Origin of the sequence: Xylophilus sp. ASV27, assembly GCF_016428875.1 — a bacterium.
Taxonomy (GTDB): domain Bacteria; phylum Pseudomonadota; class Gammaproteobacteria; order Burkholderiales; family Burkholderiaceae_C; genus Xylophilus.
The window spans coordinates 14,750-29,270 of the sequence record NZ_JAELTO010000020.1; the positions used below are offsets into that span (position 1 = coordinate 14,750).

The 14,521-nt window shown below is 70.6% G+C and carries 13 protein-coding genes and 1 pseudogene; all 14 read right to left on the bottom strand.

All coding sequences use genetic code 11. The annotated features are described in order from the left end of the window. Positions 1-2: 2 nt before the first annotated feature. Positions 3-669: pseudogene (locus JHD63_RS06505) on the bottom strand (NtaA/DmoA family FMN-dependent monooxygenase); the annotation flags it as partial. Positions 670-977: 308 nt separating this feature from the next. Further along, positions 978-1,829 carry an archaetidylserine decarboxylase gene (gene asd, locus JHD63_RS06510; RefSeq protein WP_198969931.1) on the bottom strand — a complete coding sequence of 284 codons (852 nt, stop codon included), beginning with the start codon at positions 1,827-1,829 and terminating at the stop codon, positions 978-980. A 41-nt stretch (positions 1,830-1,870) separates the two neighbouring features. After that, entirely contained in the window at positions 1,871-2,539 is a 669-nt protein-coding gene (locus JHD63_RS06515; protein WP_198969932.1) for an SH3 domain-containing protein, read from the bottom strand. A gap of 111 nt (positions 2,540-2,650) precedes the next feature. Next, a complete protein-coding gene (locus JHD63_RS06520; RefSeq protein WP_198969933.1) occupies positions 2,651-3,709 on the bottom strand; it encodes a homocysteine S-methyltransferase family protein in 1,059 nt (352 codons plus the stop codon). A gap of 79 nt (positions 3,710-3,788) precedes the next feature. Then, positions 3,789-4,922 (bottom strand): histidinol-phosphate transaminase, encoded by a 1,134-nt coding sequence (locus tag JHD63_RS06525; protein ID WP_198969934.1) that lies wholly within the window; start codon positions 4,920-4,922, stop codon positions 3,789-3,791. Then, the gene (locus JHD63_RS06530; RefSeq protein WP_198969935.1) at positions 4,919-6,298 is read right to left on the bottom strand and encodes an FAD-binding oxidoreductase; all 1,380 of its coding nucleotides are present in this window, start codon (positions 6,296-6,298) and stop codon (positions 4,919-4,921) included. Before JHD63_RS06530 ends, JHD63_RS06525 begins: the two co-directional genes overlap by 4 nt. Positions 6,299-6,303: 5 nt before the next feature. Further along, positions 6,304-7,122 (bottom strand): N-formylglutamate deformylase, encoded by an 819-nt coding sequence (gene hutG, locus JHD63_RS06535; protein WP_198969936.1) that lies wholly within the window; start codon positions 7,120-7,122, stop codon positions 6,304-6,306. A gap of 6 nt (positions 7,123-7,128) precedes the next feature. Then, positions 7,129-8,511 carry a formimidoylglutamate deiminase gene (locus JHD63_RS06540; RefSeq protein WP_198969937.1) on the bottom strand — a complete coding sequence of 461 codons (1,383 nt, stop codon included), beginning with the start codon at positions 8,509-8,511 and terminating at the stop codon, positions 7,129-7,131. After that, on the bottom strand, positions 8,508-9,731 hold the full coding sequence (gene hutI, locus JHD63_RS06545) for an imidazolonepropionase (protein WP_198969938.1): 1,224 nt from the start codon (positions 9,729-9,731) through the stop codon (positions 8,508-8,510). Before hutI ends, JHD63_RS06540 begins: the two co-directional genes overlap by 4 nt. Positions 9,732-9,754: 23 nt before the next feature. Then, complete coding sequence (locus JHD63_RS06550) at positions 9,755-10,324, bottom strand: HutD/Ves family protein (RefSeq protein ID WP_198969939.1); 570 nt, start codon at positions 10,322-10,324, stop codon at positions 9,755-9,757. Then, positions 10,321-10,989: an amino acid ABC transporter permease gene (locus JHD63_RS06555; protein ID WP_198969940.1), complete on the bottom strand. Its 669-nt coding sequence runs from the start codon at positions 10,987-10,989 to the stop codon at positions 10,321-10,323. Before JHD63_RS06555 ends, JHD63_RS06550 begins: the two co-directional genes overlap by 4 nt. Positions 10,990-11,097: 108 nt before the next feature. After that, positions 11,098-11,853, bottom strand: a complete 756-nt coding sequence (locus tag JHD63_RS06560; RefSeq protein ID WP_198969941.1) for a transporter substrate-binding domain-containing protein — start codon at positions 11,851-11,853, stop codon at positions 11,098-11,100. 45 nt (positions 11,854-11,898) lie between these two features. Then, positions 11,899-12,633, bottom strand: coding sequence for an IclR family transcriptional regulator (locus JHD63_RS06565; RefSeq protein WP_198969942.1), 735 nt, complete (start codon positions 12,631-12,633; stop codon positions 11,899-11,901). Positions 12,634-12,776: 143 nt separating this feature from the next. Continuing rightward, a complete protein-coding gene (gene hutU, locus JHD63_RS06570) occupies positions 12,777-14,495 on the bottom strand; it encodes a urocanate hydratase (protein WP_198969943.1) in 1,719 nt (572 codons plus the stop codon). Positions 14,496-14,521: the final 26 nt, after the last annotated feature.

Consider the following 14,521-nt stretch of genomic DNA (forward strand, 5'->3'; position numbering starts at 1 on the left):
CGCTTCAGCTCGTCCGGGTGCCGGCCGTACTGCGCCAGGCGGCCCTTGACGCCGGCATGGAAGGCCTGGGCGCCGGCCAGCGTCTGCTGGGCCGTGAAGATCACCTCGGCCGTCTGCGCGGCCAGGGCCTGGCCGGGCCCGGAGGCGCCGGCCTGCACCACCACCGGCCGGCCCTGCGGCGAGCGCGCCACGTTGAGCGGGCCGCGCACCTGGAAATGCCGGCCGCGGTGGTGCAGCACGTGCACGCCCCCGGGGTCGTAGTAGGTGCCCTCTTCCTTGTCCTGCACGAAGGCGTCGTCCTCCCAGCCGTCCCAGAGGCCGTTGACCACGTCGACGAATTCGCGCGCGCTCATAGCGCAGCGCATGCGCGGGGTGGTGCTCGCGGTTGAAGTTGTGCGCCTCCGACTCGCTGGAGGAGGCGACCACGTTCCAGCCGGAGCGCTTGCCCGAGAGATGGTCGGGCGAGGCGAACTTGCGCGCCACGTGGCAGGGCTCGTTGTAGGTGGTGGAGACGGTGCCGATCAGGCCGATGCGCTCGGTCACCGCCGCGAGCGCCGACAGCAGCGTGAGCGGCTCGAAGCTGGAGACGCGCGCGGTGCGGTGCTGCGTGCCCGAGGCCGCATCGCGGATGCCCACGCTGTCGGCCAGGAACACGGCGTCGAAGCGGGCGATGTCCCAGGACTGCGCAAAGCTCAGCGCGGCATCGAGGAAGCGCCGCTCGATCCAGCCGCGCCGCCGCCGGGCGCTCCGGCGCCTGGGCCTGCACGCCCGCGCCCAGGCCCGGGGCCGTGGCGGCAAGCATCTGTCGTCGCGTCATCTGCATGGGCCGCTCCCGCGGGTTCGCTGCGGGCGAAGGCGTCCGGGCAACGCACTGTCGCAGCGCGGGCAGGGATGCCCAACGAAGGAATCGGCCTATGTTCAGGTGGAAAGCGCATGTGCCGGATCAGGCCGGCACGCCGCCTTGCGGGGCGGCGCGGTCAGCGCGCCAGTTCGGCCATCGGCTCGCCGAGCCGCACCGCGGCGGCGGGCGCCCAGGAGGGGTCGAAGCGCACTCCGGCGGACTGCGGGAACAGCAGCACCACGGTGGATCCGAGCAGGAAGCGGCCCATTTCCTGCCCCTTGGCGATGCGGATGTCCTGGTCGTCGTAGCGCCAGGTGCGCACCGCCTTGCCGCGCGGCGGGTTGACCACGCCATGCCACACCGTGGCCATGCTGCCGACGATGGTGGCGCCCACCAGCACCAGCACGAAGGGGCCGAAGTCGGTGGCGAACTCGCACACCACGCGCTCGTTGCGCGCGAACAGTCCGGGCACGCCGCGCGCCGTGGTCGGGTTGACCGAGAACAGCGCCCCCGGCACGTAGACCATGCGCAGCAGCCGGCCGTCGCAGGGCATGTGGATGCGGTGGTAGTCGCGCGGGCTGAGGTAGATGGTGGCGAAGCTGCCGTGCGCGAAGCGCGCGGCCAGCTCCGCATCGCCGCCGACCAGCGCGGTGGTGGAATAGCGGTGGCCCTTGGCCTGGAAGATCTGGTCGTCCTCGATCTCGCCGAACTGGCTGATGGCGCCGTCCACCGGGCAGACCAGCGCCGCGTCCGCGATCGGGCGCACGCCGGGCCCCAGCGCGCGCGTGAAGAAGTCGTTGAAGGTCGCGTAGCGGCCAATGTCCGGCTCGGCCGCCTCGGCCATGTTGACCTTGTACTTGCCCACGAACCAGCGGATCAGCCCGGTGGTGGTGCTGCCCCGGCGCCGCGAGGCCACCCAGCCGGCGAAATCGGTCAGGCCGCGTTTGGGCAGGGCGTATTGCGGCAGGACTCTCCAGCGGTCGGACATGGGGCGGTGGGGGCGGGATGGAAAGCCCCGAATTCTAGGGCTCAGCGCTCGCCGCGGTGGCCGCCTCCCGGACCATGCCCGCCACCGCCATGCCCGCCGCCGGGGCCTCCCGGGCCATGCCCACCGCCGCCCACGTGGCCGGGACCAGGCCCGCCCGGGCCACCTGGACCGCCTGGGCGATGACCGCCGCCGGGCCGGTCCCAGTGCCCGGGCGGCGGGCCATGCGGCCGCTCAGGCCGGTTCCAGCCCGGGCCGCCGCCCATGTGCGGCGGCCGGCCGGGCGGATGCCAGTTGGGCGGCGGTGGCGGCGGCGGGCGGCCGCCCCAGTAGCGCGGCTCGCGGTACCAGGGGCGGTCACGGTAATAGGAGCCCCAGTAGCTGCCCAGGGCGAAGGTCACCAGCGGTATGCCGATGGCCGCGCCGTAGGAGGCCAGCGGCACCGGCTGGCCCTGGTACGGGTAGGACAGGCTTTGCGCATAGACCCAGCCGCGCAGGCCGTCGGGCAGCACCACGTCGCACCACTGGTAGCCGGCGACGCAGCCCTGGACGTTGAGCGAGGTGCGGGGCGCGAGCTGCGCCACGACGGGATAGCTGGCGCCGGGGCCGGCGCGCAGGTTCACCCCCTGGTTGGTGAAGGCCTGCTGCGCTTGGGCCGCCACCGGCAGTATCAGGGCGGCCAGCGCCACGCGGATGATGGGTGAAGTGGGCATTGCGGGCTCCTGGCCCTGCGGAGCAAGGCCTGTGCGGCGACACTAGTGCAGCGGCTGCGGGACGGGCGTCGGACAAGGACGATTTTCGTTGAACGCGGCGCAAAGAGGCGCTCAGTTCGTAAGCGACAGGGCCCGTCCGGGCAGCGCGGATACCGCGCCGCGTATCGCGCCGATGTGGTCGGGCGTGGTGCCGCAGCAGCCGCCGACGATGTTCACCAGGCCCTCGGCGGCGAACTCGTGCAGCAGGCGGGCGGTAACCTCGGGCGTCTCGTCGAAGCCGGTGTCGCTCATCGGGTTGGGCAGGCCGGCGTTGGGATAGCAGCAGATGAAGGTGTCCTCCGCCACGCGCGCCAGTTCCTGGATGTAGGGCCGCATCAGGGCCGCGCCGAGGGCGCAGTTCAGGCCGATGGCCAGCGGCCGCGCGTGCCGCACGCTGTGCCAGAAGGCGGTCACGGTCTGGCCCGACAGGATGCGGCCGGAGGCGTCGGTGACGGTGCCGCTGATGATGATCGGCAGGCGCTCGCCGCTGGCCTCGAAGTACTCGTCCACCGCGAACAGCGCCGCCTTGGCGTTGAGGGTGTCGAAGATGGTCTCGACCAGGATCAGGTCGGCGCCACCCTCCACCAGGGCCTCGGTCTGCTCGTAGTAGGCCGCGCGCAGCGTCTCGAAGTCGACGTTGCGCGCGCCGGGGTCGTTCACGTCGGGGCTGATGCTGGCGGTCTTGGGCGTCGGGCCCAGCGCGCCGGCGACGAAGCGCGGCTTGTCCGGTGTGCTGAACCTGTCGCAGGCCGCGCGCGCGATGCGGGCCGAGGCCAGGTTCATCTCGCGCGCCAGGTGCGCCATCTCGTAGTCGTCCTGGGCCACGGTGGTGGCGCCGAAGGTGTTGGTCTCGATCAGATCGGCACCGGCGGCCAGATAGCTCTCGTGGATGTCGCGGATCACGTCCGGGCGGGTCAGCGACAGCAGTTCGTTGTTGCCCTTGACGTCCTTGTGGAAGTCCTTGAAGCGCCCGCCCGCGCCGCCGGGGCCGGCATACCCTTGCCCGCGGTACTGCGCCTCGTTGAGCTTGAAGCGCTGGATCATGGTGCCCATGGCGCCGTCGAGGATGGCGATGCGCTCGGCGAGGATGGCGGGCAGTTGCTGGGCGCGGGTGTAGGCGGCGGGCTTCATGCGCCGATTGTAGGAAGCCCGGCCGCGCTGGCGCGATCGGCCACGTGGGCCGCGACCACGCCCCGGCCGCGGAAAGGTTTCATGGCGTTGCGCCGAGGATCTCGCGCAGCGCGCAGAGGAAGCGCCGGTTCTCGTCGGGCGTGCCGACGGAGACGCGGATGAAGTGCTCGAAGCCGGGCTCCTTCCAGGGCTTGACGATGATGCCGCGTGCCAGCAGCGCCTCGTGGACCGGGCCGTTCGGGCGGCCAAGATCGATGAACAGGAAGTTCGCGGCCGACGGCGCCACCCGCAGGCCGGGCAGCGCCAGCGCATGCAACTGCGCCTCCAGCGCCGCGCGCATCTGCACGGTCTGCGCCACGGCATGGTCCATGAAGGGCTCGTCGCCCCAGGCGGCCAGTGCGGCGGTCTGCGCCGCATGGTTGACGTTGAACGGGGTGCGCACGCGGTCGAGCAACTGCACCAGCGCAGCATCCGAGGCAATGCCGTAGCCCACGCGCAGCCCGGCCAGGCCCCAGCCCTTGGAGAAGGTGCGCAGCACGATCCAGGGGCGCGGCTGGCGGCGCAGCGCCGCCAGCGCGTCGGGAAAGCCGGGCGCGAGCCGCGCGTATTCGACGTAGGCCTCGTCGATCACCAGCAGCGTGCCCGCCGGCGTGGCCGCGAGCAGGCGCTCGAACGCGGCGGCGTCGAACAAGCAGCCGACCGGGTTGGACGGGTTGGCGATCATGGCGATCTTCGGCCCGCGCGCCAGCGCCTCGCACCAGGCGTCGAGATCGAATTCGAGCGCCGGCGTGAGCGCCAGCGCCTGGACCTCGGCGTTCATCATGCGCGGAAAGATCTCGTGCAGCCCGAAGCCCGGGCGCTGCGTCAGCACCCGGTCGCCCGGCGACAGCAGGGCCAGGCAGAGCATCTGCAGGATGTCCTCGGAGCCGTTGCCGATGACGATCTGGCCAGGCTCGGCGCCCACGCGCCCGGCGATGGCGCGGCGCAGCGCAGTGCTGTTGGCATCGGGGTAATGGTTGAGCTGCGAGGCCAGGCCGGCCAGCGCGCGGCCCACCGCGGGGCTGGCGCCGAACGGATTCTCGTTGCTGGCGAGGCGGGCGACCTCCGCGACGCCGTAGCGCGCGCGCACCGCATCGGACGAAAGCCCGGCGTTGTAGGCCGGCAGCGGAGACACCTCGGGCCGGGCGAGTGCATGGATGGTGGACGGGTTCACAGGTCGAATACCTTGCCGGGGTTGAGAAGATGGAGCGGATCGAGCGCGCGCTTGATGGCGCGCATCGCGGCCAGCTCGGCCGGCGTGCGGCTGGCCGCCAGATAGGGCTTCTTGTGCAGCCCTATGCCATGCTCGGCCGACACGCTGCCGCCATGCGCGGCGACGCGTGCATAGACCATTTCCTCGAGCTGCGCCTGTTGGCCGCCGATCGAGCGGCCATCGGTCGAGATGTGCAGGTTGCCGTCGCCCACGTGGCCGAAGAACAGCGTATGGTGGCCCGGCCAGCGCGCATCGAACGCGCCGCGGCAGGCGGCGGCGAAACGGCCGATCTCGGCCATTGGCAGGCTGACGTCGAAGTTGATCGGCGGGCGCATGTGCACCGGCAGTTCGGCGGTGGCCTCGCGGATCTTCCAGAAGGAAAGCGCCTGTGCCTGCGACTGGGCGATGAGGGCATCGCTAGCCTGCCCGGCCTCCATGGCATCGGCCAGCGCCGCTTCGAGCGCTGCGCGCACCGAGGCCTCTTCCTCGCCCACCACCTCGACCAGCGCCGTGAAGGGGTGCACCGCGTCGAAGGGTTCGCGCAGCCGCTGCCATTGCAGCGAGGTCTCGACGAAGTCGCGCCACATCAGCTCGAAAGCCGCCAGCGCGCGCGGCAGACGCGCCTGCAGGTGGCCCAGCAGCGCCAGCGCGGCGTCGAAGTCGGCGAGCGCGACCAGCGCGGCCACGCGCGCGGTCGGCGCCGGGTACAGGCGCAGCACGGCGCGCGTGATCACGCCCAGCGTGCCCTCGGCGCCGATGAAGAACTGCTTGAGGTCGTATCCGGTGTTGTTCTTCAGCATGGGCCGCAGCATCGGCAGCACGCTGCCGTCGGCCAGCACCACCTCCAGGCCCAGCGTCTGCTCGCGCATCATGCCGAACTGCAGCACGCCGTTGCCGCCCGCATTGGTGGCCAGGTTGCCGCCGATCTGGCAGGAGCCGCGCGCACCCAAGTCGACGCCGAACTGCAGGCCCTGCGCGGCGGCCGCCTGCTGGACCTCCAGCAAGGTCGCGCCGGCCTGTACCGTGATGCAGGAGGCCACCGGGTCGAGCGACTCGACGGCGTTCATGCGCTCGAGCGAGAGCGCGATGGCGCCGGGGCTCGGCACGGCGGCGCCGGCAAGGCCGGTGAGCCCGCCCTGCGGCACCACGGGCACGCGGTGTGCGCTGCACAGCCGCAGCACGGCGGCCACCTCCTCGGTGCTGCGTGGGCGCACCAGCGCCAGCGGCGGCACCGGCGCCGCACCACTCCAGTCGCTGTGATGGCGCGCAGGGACGGCGTCGCCGGCCAGCACGCGGTCAGGGCCTATCGCGGCGGCCAGCGCGGCAAGAAACTCCATGCCGCTCAACCGCGCGGGCGCTCGACGAAGTCCAGCACGGCGTCGAGCATGCGCCGCAGGTGCGGCTGCACACGCTGCGCCACCTCGGGCAGGTAGTCGAAGGGCAAGGCCTCCTGCATGTAGCTGCGCTGCGTCATCTCGAGCTGCACCGCATGCACGCCCTGGGCCGGCTGGCCATAGTGGCGCGTGATGTAGCCGCCGGTGAAGCGGCCGTTCAATACCGAGGTGAAGCCGCCGGCCGCGCCGGCGATCCGCAGCAGCGTCTGCGCCAGCGCCGGGTCGCAGCTCGCGCCGTTGGCGGTGCCCAGGTTCAGGTCGGGCAGCCTGCCTTCGAAGAAGCGCGGCAGCACCGAGCGGATCGAATGCGCATCCCACAGCGCCACGACCCCGTGCTGCGCCCTCAGGCGCGCCAGTTCGTCCGCCAGTTGGCGGTGGTAGGGCTCCCAGAGGGCCTCGCGGCGCTGCGCGATCTCGGCCGCGTCCGGCGTGTCGCCGCGTGCATAGAGCGGCGTGGCGTCGAAGCTGTCGATCGGGCACAAGCCGGTGACGCTCTGCCCCGGATAGAGGCTGGCGCCATCGGGCGGCCGGTTCAGGTCGATCACGTAGCGCGAGTGCGTGGCGACCAGCAGCGAGGCGCCGAGTGTGTCGGCGAAGTCGTACAGGCGCTCAAGATGCCAGTCGGTGTCGGGCACCTGGCGCGCCTCGTCGGTGAGCCGCGCGGCAAGCTGCGGCGGCACATGCGTGCCGACGTGCGGCATCGAGATCAGCAGCGGTCGCCGGCCGGCGCGAAAGCGAAACGGCGGCTCGGTGGTGATGAAGCTCATGGCTTGCTACTCCTCAAGAAGTTGGCGGCGGGCGGCGACGAAGCCGGCGGCGGCGGGCTGGTGCAGGGCATGGCGGCCGGCGGCGACGCGCGGCTGACCGGCGACCCACACCGCGTCGACGGCCGAGGTGCGGTGGCTGGCGAAGACGTGGGCCGACAGCATGTCGGGCGCGGCGAGGCCTTGCAGCGCGAGGTGCGCGGCATCAAGCACGACGAAGTCGGCCTGCTGACCCGGGGCGAGGCCGCCGATGGCGCGCCCCGCGGCGAGCGCGCCGCCCCGCACCGCCGCCAGCGTGAGCGCCGTCGCGACCTGGGGCTGCGCCGCGTCAGCACCCACGTTGCGCTGGCGCGTAGCCAGGCGCTGGCCGTATTCGAGCATCAGCAACTCCTCCGCCGCATTGACGCAGGCGTGGCTGTCCGAGCCCAGGCCCCAGGCGCCGCCGTGGCCGCGCCAGGCCGTGAAGTCGAAGATGCCGTCGCCCAGATTGGCCTCGGTCGTCGGGCACAGGCCGGCGACCGCGCCGCGCGCGGCCGCGCGCCGGTACTCGTGCGCATCCATGTGCGTGGCATGCACCAGGCACCAGCGCGCATCGACGGGGGCGTGATCGAGCAGCCAGGCGACCGGGCGCTGGCCGCTCCAGGCGATGCAGTCGTCCACTTCCTGCGTCTGCTCGGCGATGTGGATGTGGATCGGCGCCGTCGCATCGAGCGCGTCGAGGCCGGCGAGCGCGTCGCGCAGCGCGTCCGGCGGCACCGCGCGCAGCGAGTGCGGCGCCAGGCCCAGGCGCGCGCCTTGCGCGTCGCACACCGGCCTGAGCGCGTCGAGCAGGCGCAGCATCGACTCGGTCGAGTGGAGGAAGCGACGCTGGCCCGGGCTCGGCGGCTTGGCGCCGAAGCCGCTGGTCTGGTAGAGCACAGGCAGCAGCGTGAAACCGATGCCGGCCTTCTGCGCGGCGCGCAGCAGCGCCAGGCTCAGGGCGGCGTCGTCCGCGTAGGGCCGGCCGTCGGCGTCATGGTGCAGGTACTGGAACTCGCAGACGCTGGTATAGCCGGCTTCGAGCATCTCGGCATAGAGCCAGGTGGCGACGGCTTCCATCTGCTGCGGACCGAGCCGCGCGGCAAAGCGGTACATCAGCGTGCGCCAGCTCCAGAAGCTGTCCTGCTGGGCGGCGCGGTGTTCGGTGAGCCCGGCGAAGGCGCGCTGGAAGGCGTGCGAGTGCAGGTTGGGCATGCCGGGGATCACGGGGCCTTGCGCCACCTGCACGCCGGCGGGCGGCCGCGCGACGGCCTGCACCTGGGTAAGCTGGCCGGCCTCGTTCCACGACAGCAGGACGTTCTTCTCCCAGCCCGAAGGAAGCAGCGCATCGGCGGCGAACAGGGAGCGCGTCATGCTGCGGCTCCCACGGCGATGCGGCCTTGCCGGACCACGGTGCGCACGGGGCGCTGGCCGAACCAGTAGGCCAGTTCGGCCGCCTCGCGCACGTTCCACAGCACGAAGTTGGCGGGCATGCCGGGCGCGATGGCGCCATGCGAGTCCTGCAGGCCCAGCGCGCGCGCCGCGTGCACGGTGACGCCGGCCAGCGCCTCGGGCACCGTGAGGCGGAACAGCGTGCAGGCCATGTTGAGCATCAGCAGCAGGCTCAGCGCCGGCGAGGTTCCGGGGTTGTGATCGGTCGATACCGCCATCGGCACACCCGCCTCGCGCAGCGCGGCGATGGGCGGCAGGTGCGTGTCGCGCAGCGTGTAGTAGGCGCCGGGCAGCAGCACGGCGACCGTGCCGGACCGGCGCATCGCCGCTATGCCCTCGGCCGACAGATGCTCGACATGGTCGCACGACAGCGCGCCGTAGCGCGCGGCCAAGGCCGCGCCGCCCATGTCGGAAAGCTGTTCGGCGTGCAGCTTCACGGGCAGGCCCAGGGCTTTCGCGGCCTGGAAGACCTGTTCGGTTTCGTCGAGCGAAAACGCGATGCGCTCGCAGAACACATCGACCGCATCGACCAGCCCTTCGGCAGCCAATGCAGGCAGCATTTCATTGCAGACCAGATCGATGTAGTCGCCACTGCGGCCCGCGTATTCGGGCGGCAGCGCGTGCGCGCCAAGGAAGGTCGTGCGCACGGTAACGCCGTACGCTTCGCCAAGCCGACGCGCGACGCGCAACTGCTTGCGCTCGTGCTCAAGAGAAAGCCCATAGCCCGACTTGATCTCGATGGCGCAGACGCCATCGGCCAGCAGTTGTTCGAGCCGTGGCGCGGCCTGCGCGAAGAGCGCGTCTTCGTCGGCCTCGCGTGTGGCACGCACCGACGAGACGATGCCGCCACCGGCCCGCGCCACTTCTTCGTAGGTCGCGCCCGCGAGCCGCATGGCGAACTCGTTGGCGCGCTGGCCGCCGTAGACTAGGTGCGTGTGGCAATCGACCAGGCCCGGCGTGACGAGCGCGCCGCCGCCATCGTGGTGCGCTAGCGCAGCGTGTTCGGCGGGAACGGCGTCGGCCGCGCCGACCCAGCGCACGATGCCGTCACTCACCGCGATGGCGGCGTCGATGCCTTCGGGCGCCAGGCGCAGGCCGGTCCACAGGCCGTCGGCCGAGGGGAAGTCGTTCGCAAGTCTCATCGTTTGTTCTTTCGTCGCGCAGGTTACGCCGCCACGATCCGCACGGCCAACAGCCGGGCATCGGCGCTCAGGGGCTGAGCCTGCCATGCGTGCGCCGCGTCGGCCCAGTGCACGCCCTCGCCTTCCTGCATCGGCCAGTCGTCGACGCGCCATGCACCGTGCACCGCGAGCAGCACGCCATGCGGCGCCGCCTCGATGGCCGATGCCGCATCGAGCACGCGCACCTGCGCACGCCATTGCCCGCGCCGCGTCATCACATTGAAGTCGCTCGATGGGCCGCCGAACATCTCGCAGTCGATGGCCGCTTCGCCGCTGAAGGCGAAAGGCCGGTGCGGCACGTCGAGCGCATGGTCGATGGCGCCGTCGTGCGTGAACAGCCGCACGCCGTCCCCGTCGAGCAGCATGATGCAGCGGTCGATGCCCGCGAACACCGAGAACGGCCCCGCCGCCGCGATGGTCGCGATGCTGCAACGCCAGCCGAAGCTGTCGAGCCCCGCGCCCGGGGGCCAGCTCACGATCTCCTGCGTGGTGCCGCCGCCGTTCTTCCAGGGCATCGGCGCCAACGCGGCGCGGGAAAAACGCTGCGCGCTCATCGCAGCAACCCGCCCTGGCGCAACCGCTGCTCGAAATGCCGCAGCACCAGCGACATGGTACCGGTCAGCACGAAGTAGACGAGCGCAATGGCCAGATAGACCTCCAGCGAGCGGTACGACACGCTGATGATCTTCTGCCCTTCATGCATCACGTCATGGATGGTGAGCAGCGACACCAGCGCCGAGTTCTTGATCAGCGCGATGAACTCGTTGCCCAGCGGCGGAATCATGCGCACCACGGCTTGCGGCAGCACGATCTGGCGCATGGCTACGCCGGGCGTCATGCCCAGCGACTGCGCCGCCATCGTCTGGCCCTTGTCGATCGACTGGATCGCGCCGCGCACGATCTCCGACACGTACGCGCCCGAATACACGCCGAGCCCCAGCACGCCGCAAACGAAGGCCGGCAGCAGGATGCCGAAGTGCGGCAGGCCGAAGAACAGGATGAACAGCTGCACCAGCAGCGGCGTGCCGCGAATGGCCGCCACGTAAGCGGTGCACGCGCCGTAGATCCAGCGCCGCTTCGGGTTCAGCCGGCCGATGCCTACCAGCAGGCCCAGCACGCAGCCGAGCGCCAGCGCGCAGGCGGTGATTTCCACCGTGACCAGCGCGCCGCGCAGCAGGTCGGGCCAGCCCTGCCAAACGGGCGAAAAATCGAGATCCATCATCAATCCTTCTGGCGGTCGGGCGCCGGGCCGCCCCAAGCCGGCCGCGCCTCCCCTCGGGGGGTGGAGTTACACGCGCGAAGCGCGTGAAAAGCCGGGGGGCTGTCATTACTTCGCGCTGAACCACTTCTTCACGATCTGGTCGTAGGTGCCGTCCGCCTTCAGCTTCTCGATGGCGCCGTTCACCGCCTTGGTGAGTTCCGGCGTGTCCTTGCGGATGGCCATGCCGTATTCCTCGGTGGTGATCTGCTCGGGCAGCACCTTCAGGCCGCCGCGCGTGCGCACGTACTGGTAGGCGGCGGGCTTGCCGGTCACGGCGGCGTCGGCGCGGCCGATGTCCACCAGGTTGAACATCTCCTGGTTCTTCTCGACTTCCATCAGCTGCACCTGCGGGAATTTCTCCTTGGTGTAGCTCACCGACTTGGTGCCCACCTGCACGCTGACCTTCTTGCCGTTGATGTCGGCCGGCGTCTTGATGGCGGTGTTGCCGTCCTTCACCATCACGACCAGGCCGCCCGCGTAGTACGGCACGGTGAAGTCGACGACCTTCTTGCGCTCGTCGGTGATGTAGATGCCCGAGACGGCCATGTCGAAGCGCTTCGAGATCAACCCCGGCACGAGGCCCTTGAAGTCGATGTCGATCCACTCGATCTTGCGGCCCAGCGTCTTGCCGATGGCCTCGACCAGTTCCACGTCGAAGCCGGTGCGCTTGCCGTTCTCCACGAATTCCATCGGCGGGAAGGTGGCGTCGGTGGCCACGCGCAGTGGCTCGCCCTGGGCGTGGGCAGTGCTGGCGAAACCGAAGAGAGCGAGGCCGGAGAGTGCGGCGGCGGCAACGCAGACGAGGGTGCGACGGGTGTTCATGGTGAAAGGCTTCCGTGGGAATGAAAAAGAAAAAGCAGCGCGCGACTACTGCAGGGCGCGAGAGATGCGGGCCGCCGTGACGACGGTCATGTGGAGCAATGCAGCTTCCATGCCCTCGACCCGCGTGAGCGGCGCCATGAGCGTGATCGCGCCGCGCAGCCGGCGGCCCGAGGCCAGCACCGGCGCGCTCGCGCCCCACACGCCGGCATCGACCTCGCCGTGTGTCACGGCATGGCCGGCTTCGCGGATGACATCGAGTTCGGCGGCGCGTTCGGCGCGGCGCTCGGGGCTTTCGTCGAGCCCGTCGAGCAAGGCGTCGCGCTGCTCGAGCGGCATGTGGGCCAGCAGGCACTTGGCGCTGGCGCCGTCGCGCGCGGGCACGCTGCGGCCGCGGTCGAAGGAGCAGCGCAGCGACTGCTCGCTGTCGACCATTTCGAGGCACACCACGCGGTCATTCACGGCCGTGACCAGCGCGACGCTTTCATGCGTCTGCCGGGCCAGTTCGCGCATGTCGGCGCGCGCCGCCATCACGAGGTCGAAGTTGCCGTCGAAGCCGCTGGCGAGCTGCACGCTCACCGGGCCCGGCGAGTAGCGGCCCTCGGACTCCATCACGAAGCCCCAGCGCCGCAGTGTGGCGATCTGCCGGTACAGCGTGCTCTGCGACATGCCGGTGGCCTGCACCAGCTCGGCCGCCGTCATTGCCGACTTGCTCTGCGCCAGCACCGACAGCACGAACAGGGCGCGGTCGTTGTGGGCGGGAGCGTCGGTCGGAGACGTCATCGGAGGCAGTCGCTGGAGGTCGAAAGTGGATGAAGCGGCGTGCAGTATCTTGCTCGCCGTTCTCACTTCCAAGCCTTGATTCCCATTCGATGGGAATGAGCGCGTTTTTTCTTTCTACCTTCGTCGTACCGCTCGGCTGGCCTTCACTTCACCATCGGCAGCTTCAGGCCCTGCTTCTTCGCGGTGGCGATGGCGATGTCGTAGCCGGCGTCGGCATGGCGCATGACGCCGGTGGCCGGGTCGTTCCACAGCACGCGTTCGATGCGCTTGGCGGCGGCGTCGGTGCCGTCGCAGACGATCACCACGCCCGAGTGCTGCGAGTAGCCCATGCCGACGCCGCCGCCGTGGTGCAGGCTGACCCAGGTGGCGCCGCCGGCGGTGTTGAGCAGGGCGTTGAGCAGCGGCCAGTCGGACACCGCATCGCTGCCGTCGCGCATGCTTTCGGTCTCGCGGTTCGGGCTGGCGACCGAGCCGGTATCGAGGTGATCGCGGCCGATGACGATGGGCGCCTTCAGCTCGCCTTTCTTCACCATCTCGTTGAAGGCCAGGCCGGCGATGTGGCGCTCGCCCAGGCCGAGCCAGCAGATGCGCGCGGGCAGCCCCTGGAAGGCGATGCGCTCGCGCGCCATGTCGAGCCAGCGGTGCGTGTGCTTGTTGTCGGGGAACAGCTCCTTGATCTTGGCGTCGGTCTTGTAGATGTCTTCCGGGTCGCCCGAGAGCGCGACCCAGCGGAACGGCCCCTTGCCCTCGCAGAACAGCGGGCGGATGTAGGCAGGCACGAAGCCGGGGAAGTCGAATGCGTTCTTCACGCCCTCGTCGAAGGCGACCTGGCGGATGTTGTTGCCGTAGTCGACCACCGGGATGCCCATGGCCTGGAAGTCGAGCATGGCCTGCACGTGGACCGCACAGGACCTGGCCGCCGCCTGGCGCAGGGTCGGATGCTGCGTGGCATCGGCCTTGGCCGCTTCCCACTGGGCCAGGGTCCAGCCGGCCGGCAGGTAGCCGCTGGCGAGGTCGTGCGCCGAGGTCTGGTCGGTCACGAGGTCGGGCTTGATGCCGCCGGCCCTGGCGCGCTTGACGAGTTCGGGCAGTATCTCGGCAGCGTTGCCCAGCAGGCCGATGGAGACCGCCTCCTTCGCCGCGGTGTGCTGCTGGATCAGGGCTATCGCATGATCGAGGTCCTTGGCCTGCTTGTCGAGATAGCGGGTGCGCAGGCGGAAATCGATGCTGCTCTGCTGGCATTCGATGTTCAGCGACACCGCGCCCGCCAGCGTGGCCGCCAGCGGCTGCGCGCCGCCCATGCCGCCGAGCCCGGCGGTGAGGATCCACTTGCCGGAAAGGTCGTCGCCGTAGTGCTGGCGGCCGGCCTCGACGAAGGTTTCGAAGGTGCCCTGTACGATGCCCTGGCTGCCGATGTAGATCCAGCTGCCGGCGGTCATCTGGCCGTACATCATCAGGCCCTTGCGGTCGAGCTCGCTGAAATGTTCCCAGGTGGCCCACTTGGGCACCAGGTTGGAGTTGGCGAGCAGCACGCGCGGTGCGTTCTCGTGCGTCTTGAAGACACCAACCGGCTTGCCCGACTGCACCAGCAGCGTCTCGTCGTCGTTCAGTTGCCTGAGCGAGGCGAGGATCTGGTCGAACGAGGCCCAGTCGCGCGCCGCGCGGCCGATGCCGCCATACACCACCAGGTCCTGCGGCCGCTCGGCCACCTCGGGGTCGAGGTTGTTCTGCAGCATGCGGTAGGCCGCTTCGGTGAGCCAGCTCTTGCAGTTCAGCTCGCCGCCGCGCGGAGCGCGGATCACGCGGCTGGCGTCGTGGCGCGGGTCGATGGTGGCGGTGGCGAATCTGTCGGGTGCGTTCATGGCGATGTTCCTTTCGATGACGGATC